Here is a 16,848-nt window from a genome sequence, read left to right on the forward strand (position 1 = left end):
TTTAAAATTTGTATTTTTTCATATTATTGCTTGCTATTGCAACTGTAGATATATTGTGCAAGAGGGCTGATTGGGTATTTGTTATAAATGAACCCAAGCCTAGTCCGATTAATAGGGTATTGAAAGCTATTATTCTTTCATAATCCTTTCTAACTCTTCTATCTACACTTTTTGAAAGTTTTACAAGGTCAACTAATTCTTTTAATGAATCAGTTTTTATGGAAACATCAGAAATTTCTTTTGCAAGGTCTGCTCCTTTTGACATAGAAATTCCTACATCAGCTTGGGATAGGGCAATTGAATCATTAACTCCATCTCCTATCATAATTACTTTTCTTCCCATATCTTTCATTTTTTTGATATATTCTTCCTTATCTTCTGGAAGAACTTGAGATTTATAAAAATCTAGGTCAAGTTTTTTGCTTACTGCTTTTGCAGAATTTTCATTATCTCCTGTTAACATTGCAATATGAGTAAATCCTAATTTTCTAAGATTTGAAACAGTTTCTTTAGCATCTTTTCTAATTGGATCATCTATGCACAAAACTGCCAACAATTTATTATCGTATGCCATAAATAAAAGCGAATATTCTTCTTTTAAAGAATTGATCAAATCCCCTTGTTCTGAACTTATTTTAATTTTCTCATCTTCCAAAATAAAATGTTCGCTACCAATTAAAGCTGGCTTTCCATCAATTGTAGATTTTATTCCATGAGCCATTACATATTCTGGCTTTGAATGCATTTCTTCATGGTTAAGATTTTTTTCTTTTGCTTTTTTTACAACCGCTCTTGCTATAGAATGTGGGAAATGTTCTTCAAGGCAAGCTGCAATTCTTAGCGCCTCATCTTCATCAATATCAAAAGAAATTACTCTTTTAACTTCAGGTTCTGACTTTGTCAAAGTTCCTGTTTTGTCAAAAATAATTGTATCTGCTTTAGCTATACTTTCAAAATATTTTCCACCCTTTACAAGGATATTTTCATCCCCTGCTTGGCTAATTGCTTTCATATATGCTATTGGAATTGTAAGTTTTAATGCACAAGAATAATCAACCATCAAAAATGATTTTGCTTTAATGAAATTACGAGTTAATAAATATGTTAAACCTGCCCCAATAAAGGAATATTTTACTAAAGAATCTGCCATAGATTCCGCCTTTATTTGAGCCAAAGATTTATTTTTCTCGCTATCTTCAATCAATTTTATAATATGGTTTAACCTAGAATCATCATATTTTTTCTTAGATTTTACAAGAAGGTCTCCCTCTTCAAGGACAGTTCCTGCAAAAACTGAAGATTTTTCATTTTTTTCTACAGCCTTAGCTTCTCCAGTAAATGAAGATTCATTCACCATTCCAAAGCCTTCAACAACTTCTCCATCAACAGGAATTGTTGTTCCCATAGAAACATAAATCAAATCACCAACTTCAACTTCTTTAAGATGTTTAAAAACTTTTTTGTCCCCATCTTTTACTAAAACTTGGTCTACATTAAGAGCAAGGGAAGATTTCAAATTCAATCTTGATTTTTTCAAAGTATAATCTTCAAGCTCTTCTCCCAAGGATAATAAAGCCATAATACTTGCAGCATCTGCAAATTGACCAGTAACAATTGAAACTGAAATTGCACTTGCATCCAAAAGAGCTACATCCATTTTTCTATTTTTTAAAGATTTTAACCCTTCTTTTACAAAAGGATAAGCCCTTAAAATTGTAAAAAATGGCCTAAGTGGCATGGGCATAATTTTTCCAAAAATTATTCTCTTGTATGCCGCATTTCTTAGGATATGGAAAATTGATTTATCAACTTGTGGAATAAAATCTGCATCATCAATTTCAAAATTATCCAAAGATTTAAGATCAAAGTCAAGGATAAATCTTGCAATATTTCCTATATAATCTTCATCATAATTTACAATTATAGATTTTGAAATAGGAGAAATTTCGCAAGTTTTTACTCCTTTTAACTTTTCGATTTTGTACTTTAATTTGTTAACGTTAGATTCTTTAAGATAATCTTCAAATAAAAATCTAGACCTACCTAAGGTTCTAGCCTTTATAGACGCTCTCATCCTAATCCTCTTTAGCTTCTTCTTTTAAATCTTCCTTTATTTCTTCTTTTATTTTTTCTTCAGCTTCTTTTTTAGCTACATTTTCAATATCAAGATTTGCTTTTGCTTCAGCTTCAAGTCTTTCTTCGATTTCGTTTTTTACTTTAGCCTCTGCAACTATATCATCAGTTGTAACCTTGATATTTTCTACAGTTTTATCAACTGCACTTTTTGCTTTTAGTCCTTGTTGAACTGTAGCTACTGCAGCTTTTTTTGCAAATTTTGATGTAAGTACTTTCCCACCAATAGCACCTGCTATTACACCTACACCTGCACTAATAATTTTCTTGTTTACCTTAATCATCTCTTCCTCCTATGATTTTAAAATAATTATATCAGTTCTATTCTAGCAAATTTTTTTATATTTTAAAAGCTAAAATTTTGATAATTACAAGTAGCTAAAAATATAAAAAATCTTGAGAATTTTATATTCTAAAAGGAAGACTCTCGCAAATATAAATACTTTGCAAAAGTCCTCCTTTTAAAAAACAATCAGTCACAATATGGGCATGATTTCTTTTTTGTTTTTTCTTTTTTGCTATGGCAAGTATTTGATGAACAAGAATCTTTTTGTGCACAATCCTTGCATCCAAAATTTGATCCTTCTTTTATAAATCTTGTGTAGATTATATAAGAGCAAATACCCAATATTACTAGCAAAAATATCCATGATTGTAAGTTCATAAAATCATCCCTTTCTATTTTTTACTATTTTCTAGCTAAATTTAATTTATAAGTTCTCTTTTCTTCTTTATATTTAACAGGTCTAAATATTAAGTATAAGATTGCTGCTAAAACAATTAAAGAAAGTATTGTCATAATTGAAAATTCTTTATAAACAAAGAAGTTTGCTAAATGATAGAAAACAAAGGCAATAGCATAGGCAAATGTCATTTGATATCCTATTGCAATTAAAGTCCATCTATTGTTGTTCATTTCTGTTTTTATAGCTCCAACTGCTGCAAAACATGGCATACAAAGCATATTGAAAAGTAAGAATGAATATCCAGCAACTGGTGTTCCTATAGCTTGGTTGAAAGCTGTAATTAATTGTCTATTTGTTTCATCAAGATCTGCTCCTATTCCAAGAACAACACCCATTGTTGAAACTACGTTTTCTTTTGCAACAAATCCTGTAATTGTTGCTACTGCTGATTGCCATTGTCCAAATCCTAGAGGTTTAAATAAAACTGCTAAATATCCACCTAAAACTGCAAGCATTGAGCTTTCTGATTCAGCTTCTACCAATTTAAATGAGAAGTCAAAGTTTGATAAGAACCAAATAATTATTGATGATACTAAAATTATTGTTCCAGCTCTTTTTACAAAGCTCATTCCTTTATTAAATACATCTCTTAAAACTGAAGTAACTCTTGGTGCATGATATGGTGGAAGTTCCATAACAAATGGAGCTGGCTCTGATGCAAATTCTTTAAATTTCTTTAAAATAATTCCAGAAATTATTACAGAAAGTATTCCAATTATATAAAATGAAAATGTAACTAAAGCTTGGTTTTCTTTGAAAAATGCTCCAGCGATTAAAGCTATTACTGGAAGTTTTGCAGAACATGGCATGAAAGATGTAGTTATAATTGTAATTCTTCTATCTCTTTCATTTTCTATTGTTCTTGATGCTTGAATTCCAGGAACTGAACATCCTGTTCCTATCATAACTGGTATAAAAGATTTTCCAGAAAGTCCAAATTTTCTAAATACCCTATCCATTACAAAGGCAACTCTTGCCATGTATCCTATATCTTCAAGAATTGAAAGTAGGGCAAATAATACTAACATTTGTGGCAAGAATCCTAATACTGCCCCAACTCCTGCTATAATTCCGTCAGTTGCAAGGCCAACTAAAACATCGTTAATTCCCATGTTTGTTAGAAAATCTGCTACTGCTGGTGTCATTGTATCTTCAAAAAATCCATTTACAGCATCAGTTGCACCAGTTCCTAAAGTTGAAATTGCTATATAATAAATTACAAACATTACTAGGGCGAAAATTGGAAGTCCCAAAATTCTATTTGTAACTATCTTATCAATTTTATCAGTTGTTGAAAGTTTTGGTGGAGCTTTCTTTAAAACTTTTTCTCCAACTTCTCCAAGAGCTTCATATCTTTCTGTTGTTACAATACCTTCAGCTACATCATCTTCTATTTTTTCAAAATCTTCTCTGATTTTATTAATATTTTCTTTCTTATCAGATGATAAAGAAATATTTTCAAACATATCCTCATCATTTTCAAAGGCCTTGATTGATAAATATCTTTCAAGTTTAGAATCAACAGAACCAGAAATTTCACTAGAAATTTTTTCCAAAACTTCTTCTAATTCTCCGGAATATTTTAAAGGATTTGGCAAAGATTTTTTATTTTCTGATTTTACAATCTCATTGATTAAGTCTTTTGTTCCTTGTTTTTTGCTAGCAACAATTTCTACAACTGGGCATCCAAGAATTTTAGAAAGATTATCTTTATCAATAACATCGCCATTTGATTTAACAATATCCATCATATTTAATGCTATTATTGTTGGTATACCTAATTCAATTAATTGACTTGTAAGATATAAATTTCTTATAAGATTTGATCCATCAACAAGATTTACAATCAAATCAGGTCTTTGGTCAACCAAATATCCTCTTGAAACTACTTCCTCCATTGTATAAGGAGAAAGAGAATAAATTCCTGGTAAATCTTGGATAATAATATCCTTGTGTCCCTTTAATTTTCCCTCTTTTTTATCAACTGTAACCCCTGGCCAGTTTCCAACCCTTTGGCTTGAACCTGTTAGTTCATTAAAAAGAGTGGTTTTTCCTGAGTTAGGGTTACCAGCTAAAGCAACTGTATAAACCATCTATTCCTCCACTATAATATTTTTTGCATCTTCTTTTCTAATGGTTAATTCATAACCACGCAAGTTTACTTGAATAGGATCACCTAGTGGGGCAATTTTTCTAACATAAACTTCTGTTTTTTTTGTAATGCCCATATCCATAATTCTTCTTATGGTTGCACCATCACCCTTGATTTTTTTTATAACGGCAGTTTCGCCCACCGCTACATCTCTTAAACTTTTCATCATTATATCTCCCTTACGTATATTCTTTTTGCTAAGTCTTTATTAAGTGCATATTTGCTATTATCTACCATGATAATATAATTAACACCATCAAAGAAAAATAATTTAACTTTTTTCCCCTTTACAAAACCTAAATTTGAAAGGTGAGTTTTTATTTCATCATTTCCTGCTATTCTAATAACTTCTGCTTCTTGATCATTATTTAATAATGTAATTGGCATATCTTCCTTCTTTCTATATACTTGCTATTTATTTTCTATTATTTCAAAGTAATTTTAATTATAGCTTATAATTATATGTTTTACATAATAATAATAGTTAATATCAGCAATTCTTCAAAAAAGAAATTAACTTTAAGCTAGACTTGTGAAATATTTTTATAAATTATAAAAGAATAAAAATTATGTAAAATACTGATACAAATTATCATTATCTTCGAGATTATTATACAACTAAATCTTGATATTAAATATCATTATATTGGTTTTGTTTTATTTTTTGTAAATATATATAAATTTTTTTGTTTTGAGTATGTTTTTTGAAAAATTAAAAATTTTTTATTCCTATAAATTAAATTTTTAAAATAAAAACTCCTAAGAAATAAATTGAAAATATTTATTTTCTTAAGAGTTTAACTTTTGCTATTTGAATTTTAAAAATAATTGAAAATTTTGATTAATCAGCTGGAAAAACTGAACATAAAATAACCCCGTTTCCCAAATGAACACCTATAACTGGGGTGATATCAATCACATCAAATTTTTCTGCGTTTTCTATTTCTTCCTTTAGTCCTTCTTTTAAAATTTCTATTTCCTTATCACTGTCTCCTCCACCAATTATAAGATGGTAGGAAGGATATTTTTGGCACAATTCCTTTAAATATTCTATAAAAAGTTTATAGGATTTTTTCTTGCCCTTAACTTTTTTTAAAATCTTAATTTCTCCCTCTTCTATACATAAAATCGGGGAAAATGAAATAAGATTTGCAAGTTTTCCTATTGCTTTTGGAAGTCTTCCACCTCTTGAAAGGGCATCAAAGTTTTTTACAACACCACTTACATTACAATATTTTAAATTTTCCTTAGTTTTTTCTACTATAAAATCAAAATCATAGCCTTCTTTTGAAAGTTCAGCCGCCTTTATTATTGGATAAATTGCTGCAGTTGTAGCTGTATCAGTGTCAATAATTTCAATCTTAACATCATCTTTGTCAGCCGAAAAAATTTCTTTTCCCAAATTCATCATTTGGTTCATTCCAGAAAATTTCTTGGTCATAGAAAAACCTATAAAATTTTTATAACCCTTGTCATACTCCTCTTGCAAAATTTCCAAAAAATTACCAATCGAAGGCGTTGAGGTCCTTACCCTATCCTTGCTTTTCTTAAATTTTTTAAAAAATTCTTTCCTTGAAATATCTATTAGGTCTATGTAAGATTCGTCTTTAAAATGTATATTAAAAGGAAGGATTCTGATTCCATATTTATTTGCCAAATCTAGGTCTATGTTACAGCCTGAATCTGCTATTATTTTTACATTCTTCATATTAGCTCCAATTTATATATTATTTACCATTAATTAAATATATATATTTTTCAATTTATAATTACAACTTTTTATCACTATACTTTCATCATTTCTTAAAACAATTTTTATAATTAATTTTCCTGCTTGTTTGCATCTTTTTTATTTTTTTCAATATCAAACGCCTCTTTAACTTCAAAAAATACTCCAAGCATCAAAGAAATAATTGATCCGACAAGAGCCCCAAGCCCTGGGGAAAGTATCAACATGGAAATTCCTGTGATTAATACAGTAAAAACCGGCTTTAAACCGATAGATTTTCCCAAAAATATTGGTCTAAGTATTTGATTTACTAAAAATGTCAATACAAATAAAATCGCAAGAGAAATAGAAAGTTTAACATCTCCCATAAAAAATAAAATTACAGACCAGGGAATAAGAACAATCCCACTTCCCAAAAATGGCAAAAGATCAACTAGGGCTATCAAAAATGCTATTAGGATAAAATATTTAATTTTAAAAACGCCAAGACCTATTGCCAAAATAACAAAATTTATTAATGATGAAAGTAAAAGTGCCTTGATCAAATCTTTTAAAGCAAGACCAGTCGCTTTCAAATATCTTTTTAAAAATTCTTTTTTCATTTTTCCTTCCTTAATATACGATAGAAATTAGGGTATTTATATTATACTAAGAATAATTTTTAGGACAATTTTTAAAATATGAGAGGTGAAATATGAAAAAAACATTTAAAATAATATTTTCAATTATAGGAATTTTTCTTCTAGGATTTTTAATACTTTTGTCCTATCTTTGGATAAAAGAGTACAGGCCAGAAAAAATTGAAAATGTAAAAGTCCAAGGTCTGGGTGAAAAGATGCCGGAAATTGGAGAAAAATACAAAATAATGACTTGGAATATTGGCTACGCAGGACTTGATAAAGATACAGATTTTTTTATGGATGGAGGAAAAATGGTCTTTCCGATAAATAAAAAGCACGTAGAAAAATCACTAGATCACATAATAAAATCAAGCAAAAAAATGGATGCCGACATCAAATTCTTCCAAGAAGTCGATTTAAATTCAAAAAGAACATATCATATAAATCAAGTAGAAAAAATCAGAAATAATCTAGGTGGAAATACAAGCTTTGCCCTAAATTTTAAGGCAGATTTTATACCATATCCAATCCCACCAATGGGAAAAGTCGAATCGGGAATAATGAGCCAAACAAATTTTAAAATAAAAAAATCAAAAAGGTACCAACAAGAAATCCCCCACAAATTTCCAACAAGACTTGTAAATCTAAAAAGATCCTTCAACCCATCATATATTGACATAAAAAATTCCGACAAAATACTTGTCATAGTAAATGTCCATCTTGATGCCTACGAATCCGGAAATAAGGGAAGAGTTGCCCAAACAAAAGAAATTATAAATTTTGTAAACAAAGAATACAAAAAAGGAAATTATGTCATTGTTGGAGGAGATTTCAACCAAGAACTTACAGGAATTCATAAAAAATTGCCTGAAGGAATTTGGAATCCAAGTCCTTTTCCAAAAGAAATGCTAACAGATAATATAAAATTATATTGCGATAAAAGTGGAAAAACATCAGTAGTAAACGATAAGCCTTATACAGGAAAAAACGCCTATCTTTCAACTATAGATGGATTTTTGGCAACAGATAATATAGAAATCAAAAATATCAAAACTCAAACACAAGAAAATTTCCAATACTCCGACCACAACCCAGTTGTGATGGAATTTGTTTTAAAATAAATGAGTTAATATTATTCTTATCTAATATATAATAATCAAAATAGGGCTCTTGATTTTTAATCATTTCTAAAAAATCAAGAGTTCTCCTAAATTTTTGCAAGCTAATTTTTCTTAGACCTAAATATTTAATAAAGTAATTTCAAATATTTGTAAGACTCTTTAATTTTTTATTAATTTTCTAACATTTTCAGCATCTTTTTTGCACGAAAAATGTGTGTGCTGTTTATAAGCTCCGACTTCTCTTTTAAGTAGCCATTTTCTATTCGGTAGTTTTGGATAATATCTAATTGTTAATTTCATTTTTCATAACTATTGCAGCAGCTATAGATGAGATTACAACTATATCTATTGATAATAAAGCAAGTCTAAATACAGTCCACCAAGACCAATCAATAAAGTTTGTTAACTTTAGCCTATAAATAATACTTGTAATAGGCCGATAATTCTCATATATCTTCCTGTTTTGTACTAAAAAAGCACCTATAAAATTATCATCAGTGCTTACTATTGTTTATTATTAAATATTCCTTTTTATTAATGTATAATAGACTAAAAAAGGAGTTAAAGCTATGTACCTGTCCAAAAACTCTAAAAAGATTCTTAAAGAGTTAAAGAAAATGAATACCACTAATCCAATACATTCAGACAAACTGTTAAAAAACGAAGTAATTTCAACACTTGAAATTAATGAACTATTAATCAATCTTGAATACCTTGATGATTTAGGTTTAATCAAATACAAACCATATGTCTCTGGAGATTTTATGGTAAAAATCACTAAATATGGTTTAGACTATGAAAATATTAAACGTTACGAAAAATTTAAGTTTTTCAAACATTCAATCTTAACCCCGATTCTAGTTTCTTTTATAACAACGATTCTAACTACCCTTGTTATAAAATATATAACAGAAGGACATTGGTTATAAGGCTGGTAAAAAATGATACAACTGCTGGTATTACAATCTCTTTATCTATCTCTTCTATTTTCTTTTTCATTTTCTCTTCGTCCATATACATATAATATCTCCTATAATTAAAAAGCACATCTAACAAGTGTTAGTGTTCTTAGTCTAATATTTCTATTTTGATAATATCTGGTGTATTGATATCGTAATATCTTTCTGGTGTTTCTAAACTTATACTTTCTATTTCAGGATCATTATCACCTGCTGGTGTGTATATAGAATAAACTCCAGTAAATACATTTTGATTTTTAGTAGTAACTCTTATTTTTTTATTAGAATATTTTTTAAGATTTTCTAATCCTGTATATTTGTTCATCTTCTTAATTCCTTGAATTCTCTTAATGTTGGGACTATATGGTATCCATTTTTAGAATAATGTATGATTGCCCTATTTGTACTAACTACATCACCTTCTCTATTAATGTTATATCCATCAAGTCTAATATCTTCAATCAATTCAGTTAATTGAGATTTATCTCTCCTAATAAATTCTCCACTACCTCTGTTTTCTTTAAATACCGTCTCTATTTCTTCTATGGTGTTTTTAAATTGAGACTTATTTTTTATATTTTCCATATTGTTTAGGTGGTTCTTTTGTTTGCCGACTTTTAATTTATCAAAGTTTTTATTTTCTTTTATATATTTTCTAAGTGGTCTATCTTTTAAGTATATATCTAAATTCTTTTTATCAGACCCTAAATCGTAAAGAATGTTTGCTTTCTTTTGTGCTTTTCTATTCGCCCAAACTTCCTTACTTGTCTTACTCCTATTATACCCATAAACACTGATAGGATGAAGCTTTCCAGCCCTATTAAATTCTTTATAAGTCTGTCTTTGTCTTTGCAATCTTACCTGGGCTGTTAGCTTATTTTCTCTATCTCCAACCTTGTCATACATCATAACTCTATGCTTGTATTTTATGATAGTTTTTTCTATTTGTCTTTGCTTTTGAGTTGCTTCGTAGAAAGTATATTCTTTGCCCTCAAATTCAAAAGATTCAGAGTCAATGTTATTTAACATTTATTCAGTCCAAACTTTTTCTAATACTCCATAAAACTTATCCCATATCTTCTCCATTTTCCAAAAATAAATAGCTTATAATTTAAAAATTAAATATTGGGTAAATTTATAAAAACAATAATTATTTGAGGAGGTTTTATTGACTTTATTGAACTTGTTAAAAGTCGTTATTCTTGTAAAAATTTTAGCGAAAAAGAAGTTGAAAAAGAAAAACTCGATATTATTCTTGAAGCTGGAAGACTTGCCCCTACTGCTAAAAATATGCAAATTCAAAGAATTTATGTGGCAAAGTCAGACGAAGCCCTTAGAAAAATTGATGAGCTTACACCTTGTAGATACAAGGCCCCAGTAGTTTTGCTTGTGGCTTTTGATGAAAGTAAATCTTTTGTATATCCAGGAGAAAAATACAATTCAGGCATAGAAGATGCTACAATTGTAGCAAGTCACATGGTCTTAGCAGCAGCAAGCCAAGGAGTCGATTCATGCTGGGTAAATTTCTTTGATCCAGACAAGGCTCATGAGAAATTTTCTTTACCAAAAAACGAAAAAATTATCGCAATGATTGATTTAGGATATGCAAAAGAGGGAGTAAAAGCTTTAGAAAATCATTATAAACGCAAAAATATAGATGAAACTGTAAAATTCATCTAGTAAAAATTATAAAAAATTTTGTAATTTAAAATCCCCTTTTGCTAATTATAACAATAAGGGGATTTATTTTGATTTTTTTATTTATTCCAATAATCTTTGTGAAGCTTGAAAAATTCGTCTTCAAGTTCTGTGAAAGGACCTAGGGTTTCAAACTCTTTTTGTCCACTAGCCATAACAACTCTGCTTGGAAGGTTTAAAGTAGGATTTCTTATATCATCTCCCGTATATTTTTTAAGTTCTGATTCTCTTGCTATATATACATGTCTTCCTAAATTTCCCCAATACATAGCTCCTGTACACATAGCACAAGAATCTGCACAGTTATATAGGGTGAATTCTTTCATTTCTTTTTTTGTATAAATTTGTGATGCTTTTCTCATCAATAAAGCTTCTGCATGGGCTGTGCAATCTCCTTTTAATGAAACTTCCTCGTTACCTTGTTCCATTAAAATATTTCCCTCTTTATCAGCAAGTAGGCAACCAAAAGGATGATTTCCCTTTTCTTTTGCCTCCTTGCAAATTTCCAAAACTCTTTTTAATAATTTTACTTCAAAATCTTTCAAATCTGATAGCTTATAATTATCTTTTTGCTCATATTCAACTTTGAATTCTTTTTTCATAATTAACCTTTCATTGTTCTATGCCTAATTGTTGTTATTGGTATATAATCCGTATTAACATATTCTTTTGAAATGAAAATTAAATTTCCATCATTATCATACTCTTTACTTTTTATTAGAATTGATTTTTTTGGCAAATAAATCTCATCAATCCCCCAAATATTAGAAACTTCATCATAATCTGCAGCTTGAAACTCTATGCTTGAGTTAGAAACTTTGATCTTTAAAACTTTATAGAAATAATCAAAAATCGAATTATCATAAACTTTGATTTCTTCTAGTTTATCTTCATATTTTATGGGCAAAAAATCCAAGCAGAGGGCGGAAATATTATCATCTGCATAATAAATCCTAGTACTTATTATCAGCCTATCCTCATTGTACAAATTTATATTTTTAAAAGAATTTGGCGTTTTAATAATTTTTGTATCTATTGATTTGACCTTCAAATTATATCCCAAATCCTTTATTATTTCTCCATAAGTTTTCATTCTGAATAAATCAACTTTAATATCCTTGAAATTTGAGCTTATAAAGGTCCCCCTCCCGTGCTGCCTTGTGATTTTTCCTTCTCTTTCCAAATCAGATAGGGCACTTCTTATAGTTACTCTGCTAATATTAAATTTTTTAGCAAGATTTTTTTCTGAATCAAGTTTATTTTCATTATTTTCAATTAAAACATTAATTTCTTCAAGTAAAAGATTTCTTGCTAAATTTCTCAGATTATCTTTAGATTTTAAGGTTGCCATTTAGAAAAACCAATAACTGATAATACAATGCTTATGCACAATAAGACAGTACCCAAATTCATGCCAAATTTACTAGAAGAAAGACAACACATAAAAGATCCTATTCCCATCAAAATAATCCCAATGACAGAAATCATCATGTATTTTTTTATAATTTTTTCATCCATTTTATTCTCCTTTTTTAGTAAATATAGATATAGCTGTATAAATTATGAACCCAGCTAAAATTCCGTTTAAAGCTGGTAATCCAAAAATACCATTCAATGCACTTTTCCCACTTGCTATTCCATTTAAGATCTTAACAAGTACAAGAGCTAAAATCCAGCTAATCCAGGGAATTAAATCCCAATCTTTAATAGAATTACTATCCAAATCAGGATAAGATCTTTTGTTAACAACATAATAATTGGATAAAATTATTCCAGCTAATGGCGGAACAATTACTCCTAAAAGATTTAAAAATTTAAATAAAACAGCAATATCATAAGGTTTTGTTAAACACAAAAGTCCAGATGCAAGCAACACTATACTTATTATTTTCTTTCTATTTGTAGAAAAAGTATTGGCCAAATTCAATGAAGAAGAATATAAATTTGCCGCATTAGTTGTAAAAATATTTGTTGTCATCAAAATCAAAGAAGGTATAACCAAACCTAATTTTAGTAAAACAGCAGTTAAATCACTGTCATTCATTCCTATGCCGGCAATTGCACCACAAATAATTAAAAGACTATTTCCTCCCAATAATCCAACACAAGCACTAATCATTGCTTCCTTGGAATTTTTAGCAAATCTCATTGTATCAGCAATACAAGTAGCGGTCGATAAAATCCAAGTACCAATAACTATAGTTATTCCATTAATCAAAGACATTTTATCAGCAGCTTGCCAAGAAAATATCTTATCCCATCCAGAAATATTTCCGGATTTTAGAGCTGTTCCAAGAGAAAGGAAAATTATTGCAGGAATAGCGACATAACCTAAAATTGTAATCGCTTTAATACCAGCAAATGAAAAAATTCCCATTACAATTGCAGACAAAAATAATATTGCTAATTCTCCATAACCTTCTATCCCCAAAACGCTTGAAATAAATTTTCCATAAGTAGCAGCTTGGATTGTGTACCAACCAATATTAACTATTGGGACAAATAAAGTTGCAATTTTAGAACCCTTATTACCAAAAGTATGTCTAGTTATAAGAGCAAAACTTAAGCCAGTTTTACTTGCCATATTAGCGATTGCCACAGCAATAAAACAAAGAAAAATATTTCCAATACTTATAGCAGTTAATATTTCTTTAAAACTTAACCCGCTAGCAAGTCCTCCTCCGGTCATCATACTTGTAATAACAAAAACAAATCCCAGCCAAACAATAGTAATTGACCAAAAACTTTTTCTTGCATCTTTTGGAACTGCTGAATTTTCAAAATCCATATCAACATATTCCGTACTTCTAACATTAATTTTGTCGTTCATGCTTCCTCCTTAAAATAAAAGGTATTACCTATTTTGCTATAGTATATCATAATGCGAAAGTTTTGAAAAGGTTTTAATATAATTAATAAAATATTCTATGCTATAATATAAATGTAAATTTAAAAAATTTAGCATAAATAATGAGAAATATAAAGATGATATTTTTTGATGTGGTAAATGGCTTAAAAATTTGCCAGTGGCAAAATTTTAACATTTACCCCGCGGACTTAAATAAATAAAAAATTTTGCAAAATAGCTAATTAAGATATTTTTAAAAATAACAAGTGATAAAAGAGCGTGTTGAGTATGCACATATAAAAGAGTAAGGAGAAATAATGAAAAATGTAAAAATGATATTTTTTGATGTGGTAAATGGCTTAAAAATTTGCCAGTGGCAAAATTTTAACATTTACCCCGCGGAATTAAATGCATTAAAAATTTTGCAAAATAATTATTTATGATATTTTCAAAAAATAATAAGTGATTATAGAGCGTGTTGAGTTTGCATATAGAAAAGATTAGGAGAAATAATGAAAAATATAAAAATAGTGTTCTTTGACATCGACGGCACCCTTGTGCCTCTCGATAAAGATGATATTTCAGAAAAGTCGGTATTTGCTTTGAATAAGCTTAAGGAAAATGGAATTAAAATTTGTGTTGCAACCGGCAGAGCGCCAATCCAGCTTCCAAAATTTAGGGGAATTGACTTTGATGTTTATTTAAATTTTAATGGATCTTTGGTTTTCAATGAAAAAGAAGATATTTTCAAAAATCCCCTTTCAAAAAAGGATATTTTTACCCTACTTGAAAATGGAAATGCTATGGATAAGCCTTTGGCTGTTGCAAGTAAGGAAATTTATGCTTGTAATGGTACAAATCCTGATTTGGAAGAATATTTTTCCTTTGGAGGAAGTCAGCCAGAAATTTATGAAAAATTTGAAAAATTTATTGAAAATGAAGAAATTTACCAAGCAATTTTACCAATAAAAAACTATGAATATGAAAGAGCCATGGATAATGTTTTGACAACCAAAATTGCAGCTTGGTGGGACAGGGCAGTAGATTTGATTCCAAAAAACGGCGGAAAAGGAAGAGCAATCGAAAAAGTTTTGTCATATTATAATATAAAAAAGGACGAATGCATGGCTTTTGGTGATGGAAACAATGATTTGGAAATGTTTGAAGCTATAAAATATGGAATTTGCATGGAAAACGGATCAGATGATTTAAAAAATATTTCCTATGATGTGTGTAAAAGCGTAGATGATGATGGGATTTATTATTATTTAAAAGAAAAAGGATTAATTTAGTTGATTTTGTATCAGAATTATTTTTTATTATAGGAATTAAAAATTTAAAATTAATTACGATTTCAAATTTTGATATAATAAAATTTTCAATATTTTTACAACAAAAAGGTCTTGATGTGAATATTTAAATCAAGACCTTTTTTTATTTATTCTTATTGGGATTCTAGTTAATGAAAGTATTTTCTATCAAATTATTTATTAAATTTAAAAATTATTATATTGTCTTTTTAAATATATCAAACAAAATACTAATAAATTTTAGTCATTTTTGAAATAAACTCAAATTAAAAATTAGCAATAACTCCTTTATCCCGCACTAAAATTCAAAGAAGAAATCACTTCAATACAATAAATTTTACTAATAACTTATAAAAGTCATCGACTTTGATATCAAATTCCTTATTTCAATACATCTAATGTTATTAATCAACACTGGAGCAACATATTTAAAAGATTCTCCAAGCATATTTCAATACATCTAATGTTCTTAATCAACCGATAGCGTCTTTACGTGCTTTGTTAAAGCTGTAAATTTCAATACATCAAATGTTATTAATCAACAATTTTTACAGATAGAATAAAGGGAAAAAATGGTAAATTTCAATACATCTAATGTTATTAATCAACTTGTAACATAATTATTACCAAGTTCAACTATAGCATTTCAATACATCTAATGTTACTAATCAACATTTTATGAAATAAAACCTAGCTGGTACCCAGTATTATTTCAATACATCTAATGTTACTAATCAACTTGGATACAGGCACATTAGAATTTCTCAAAAGGTTTATTTCAATACATCTAATGTTACTAATCAACATGAGAACTTATTCTGATTCATTGGCAATAGAAACTTTATTTCAATACATCTAATGTTACTAATCAACCAGCTAAAGGAGAAATAGCATTGACAATACTTGTATTTCAATACATCAAATGTTATTAATCAACTTATAAAAATAATAAATTGGACTATTTAAAAGAAGTATTTCAATACATCAAATGTTAATAATCAACATACGTTGTTATAAATACATTTTTACAGTTAGCATTATTTCAATACATCAAATGTTAATAATCAACGTTAGACAATTATAAACGTCTTGATCAGATTACAGAATTTCAATACATCAAATGTTAATAATCAACAAGAAGTACGCCTATAGATTTTGTTGTAAATACCTAATTTCAATACATCAAATGTTAATAATCAACTATTATTGGGCAGTTACTTTTTTACCAACATATATATTTCAATACATCAAATGTTAATAATCAACGGGTAAACCAAATACAAAAAGACGTTACGATATTAAAATTTCAATACATCAAATGTTAATAATCAACAACTACTTTATTGTTAGATAGTCGGTATTGGTAGTACATTTCAATACATCAAATGTTAATAATCAACAGAAGTATTTGAAACGGTTTTGAAAGTTCTTGGAGAATTTCAATACATCAAATGTTAATAATCAACACATATATTTTTCTATTTTCTTCTTTTAGACAACCACATTTCAATACATCAAATGTTAATAATCAA

At 28.4% G+C, this 16,848-nt stretch carries 19 protein-coding genes and 1 CRISPR repeat array (1 of these 20 only partly in view); of the genes, 5 read left to right on the forward strand and 14 right to left on the reverse strand.

All coding sequences use genetic code 11. The features are described 5' to 3' along the window. Position 1 precedes the first annotated feature (1 nt). The 8 genes from L6653_RS08530 to L6653_RS08565 all read right to left on the reverse strand — a co-directional run bounded on the left by L6653_RS08530 (position 2) and on the right by L6653_RS08565 (position 7,362). Positions 2–2,074 carry a heavy metal translocating P-type ATPase gene (locus L6653_RS08530; protein ID WP_236786799.1) on the reverse strand — a complete coding sequence of 691 codons (2,073 nt, stop codon included), beginning with the start codon at positions 2,072–2,074 and terminating at the stop codon, positions 2–4. 1 nt (position 2,075) lies between these two features. After that, positions 2,076–2,417, reverse strand: coding sequence for a DUF6110 family protein (locus L6653_RS08535; protein ID WP_236786801.1), 342 nt, complete (start codon positions 2,415–2,417; stop codon positions 2,076–2,078). 188 nt (positions 2,418–2,605) lie between these two features. Next, positions 2,606–2,797: a hypothetical protein gene (locus L6653_RS08540; RefSeq protein ID WP_236786803.1), complete on the reverse strand. Its 192-nt coding sequence runs from the start codon at positions 2,795–2,797 to the stop codon at positions 2,606–2,608. A gap of 24 nt (positions 2,798–2,821) precedes the next feature. Next, positions 2,822–4,972, reverse strand: a complete 2,151-nt coding sequence (gene feoB / locus L6653_RS08545; RefSeq protein ID WP_236786805.1) for a ferrous iron transport protein B — start codon at positions 4,970–4,972, stop codon at positions 2,822–2,824. Continuing rightward, the gene (locus L6653_RS08550; RefSeq protein WP_019117034.1) at positions 4,973–5,197 is read right to left on the reverse strand and encodes a FeoA family protein; all 225 of its coding nucleotides are present in this window, start codon (positions 5,195–5,197) and stop codon (positions 4,973–4,975) included. A gap of 2 nt (positions 5,198–5,199) precedes the next feature. Continuing rightward, a complete protein-coding gene (locus L6653_RS08555) occupies positions 5,200–5,418 on the reverse strand; it encodes a FeoA family protein (protein ID WP_049689996.1) in 219 nt (72 codons plus the stop codon). Positions 5,419–5,872: 454 nt separating this feature from the next. Beyond that, positions 5,873–6,739, reverse strand: coding sequence for a DegV family protein (locus tag L6653_RS08560; RefSeq protein WP_236786807.1), 867 nt, complete (start codon positions 6,737–6,739; stop codon positions 5,873–5,875). A gap of 113 nt (positions 6,740–6,852) precedes the next feature. Further along, entirely contained in the window at positions 6,853–7,362 is a 510-nt protein-coding gene (locus tag L6653_RS08565; protein WP_236786810.1) for an AI-2E family transporter, read from the reverse strand. 92 nt (positions 7,363–7,454) lie between these two features. Here L6653_RS08565 and L6653_RS08570 point away from each other — a divergent pair, with 92 nt between their 5' ends. Continuing rightward, the gene (locus tag L6653_RS08570) at positions 7,455–8,501 is read left to right on the forward strand and encodes an endonuclease/exonuclease/phosphatase family protein (RefSeq protein WP_236786812.1); all 1,047 of its coding nucleotides are present in this window, start codon (positions 7,455–7,457) and stop codon (positions 8,499–8,501) included. 569 nt (positions 8,502–9,070) lie between these two features. Further along, positions 9,071–9,430 carry a hypothetical protein gene (locus tag L6653_RS08575; RefSeq protein WP_236786814.1) on the forward strand — a complete coding sequence of 120 codons (360 nt, stop codon included), beginning with the start codon at positions 9,071–9,073 and terminating at the stop codon, positions 9,428–9,430. A gap of 139 nt (positions 9,431–9,569) precedes the next feature. On the opposite strand, the gene L6653_RS08580 is transcribed toward L6653_RS08575, so the two are convergent. After that, a complete protein-coding gene (locus tag L6653_RS08580; protein WP_236786816.1) occupies positions 9,570–9,785 on the reverse strand; it encodes an LSm family protein in 216 nt (71 codons plus the stop codon). Then, a complete protein-coding gene (locus L6653_RS08585) occupies positions 9,782–10,489 on the reverse strand; it encodes a phage minor capsid protein (protein WP_236786817.1) in 708 nt (235 codons plus the stop codon). The genes L6653_RS08580 and L6653_RS08585 overlap by 4 nt, the downstream gene beginning before the upstream one ends. 138 nt (positions 10,490–10,627) lie before the next feature. Here L6653_RS08585 and L6653_RS08590 point away from each other — a divergent pair, with 138 nt between their 5' ends. Continuing rightward, a complete protein-coding gene (locus tag L6653_RS08590; RefSeq protein WP_236786870.1) occupies positions 10,628–11,140 on the forward strand; it encodes a nitroreductase family protein in 513 nt (170 codons plus the stop codon). Positions 11,141–11,217: 77 nt separating this feature from the next. Here L6653_RS08590 and L6653_RS08595 read toward each other — a convergent pair whose 3' ends face one another. Genes L6653_RS08595 through L6653_RS08610 form a run of 4 tightly spaced genes read right to left on the reverse strand, consistent with a single transcriptional unit; the run spans position 11,218 to position 13,988 of the window. Further along, a complete protein-coding gene (locus L6653_RS08595; RefSeq protein ID WP_236786819.1) occupies positions 11,218–11,760 on the reverse strand; it encodes a nucleoside deaminase in 543 nt (180 codons plus the stop codon). A 2-nt stretch (positions 11,761–11,762) separates the two neighbouring features. Beyond that, the gene (locus L6653_RS08600; protein ID WP_236786821.1) at positions 11,763–12,509 is read right to left on the reverse strand and encodes a GntR family transcriptional regulator; all 747 of its coding nucleotides are present in this window, start codon (positions 12,507–12,509) and stop codon (positions 11,763–11,765) included. Then, positions 12,497–12,676, reverse strand: a complete 180-nt coding sequence (locus L6653_RS08605; RefSeq protein ID WP_236786822.1) for a hypothetical protein — start codon at positions 12,674–12,676, stop codon at positions 12,497–12,499. Before L6653_RS08605 ends, L6653_RS08600 begins: the two co-directional genes overlap by 13 nt. Position 12,677: 1 nt before the next feature. Further along, positions 12,678–13,988, reverse strand: a complete 1,311-nt coding sequence (locus L6653_RS08610; RefSeq protein WP_236786824.1) for a cytosine permease — start codon at positions 13,986–13,988, stop codon at positions 12,678–12,680. A gap of 335 nt (positions 13,989–14,323) precedes the next feature. On the opposite strand from L6653_RS08610, the gene L6653_RS08770 reads away from it, so the two are divergent. Continuing rightward, positions 14,324–14,449 carry a hypothetical protein gene (locus L6653_RS08770; RefSeq protein ID WP_256444852.1) on the forward strand — a complete coding sequence of 42 codons (126 nt, stop codon included), beginning with the start codon at positions 14,324–14,326 and terminating at the stop codon, positions 14,447–14,449. Positions 14,450–14,518: 69 nt separating this feature from the next. Beyond that, the gene (locus L6653_RS08615; protein WP_236786826.1) at positions 14,519–15,298 is read left to right on the forward strand and encodes a Cof-type HAD-IIB family hydrolase; all 780 of its coding nucleotides are present in this window, start codon (positions 14,519–14,521) and stop codon (positions 15,296–15,298) included. Positions 15,299–15,699: 401 nt separating this feature from the next. Continuing rightward, a CRISPR array of direct repeats spans positions 15,700–16,848; the repeat unit is 30 nt; unit sequence ATTTCAATACATCAAATGTTAATAATCAAC (it continues 2,244 nt past the right edge of the window).

It is taken from the genome of Anaerococcus ihuae (genome assembly GCF_928368155.1).
GTDB lineage: Bacteria > Bacillota > Clostridia > Tissierellales > Peptoniphilaceae > Anaerococcus > Anaerococcus ihuae.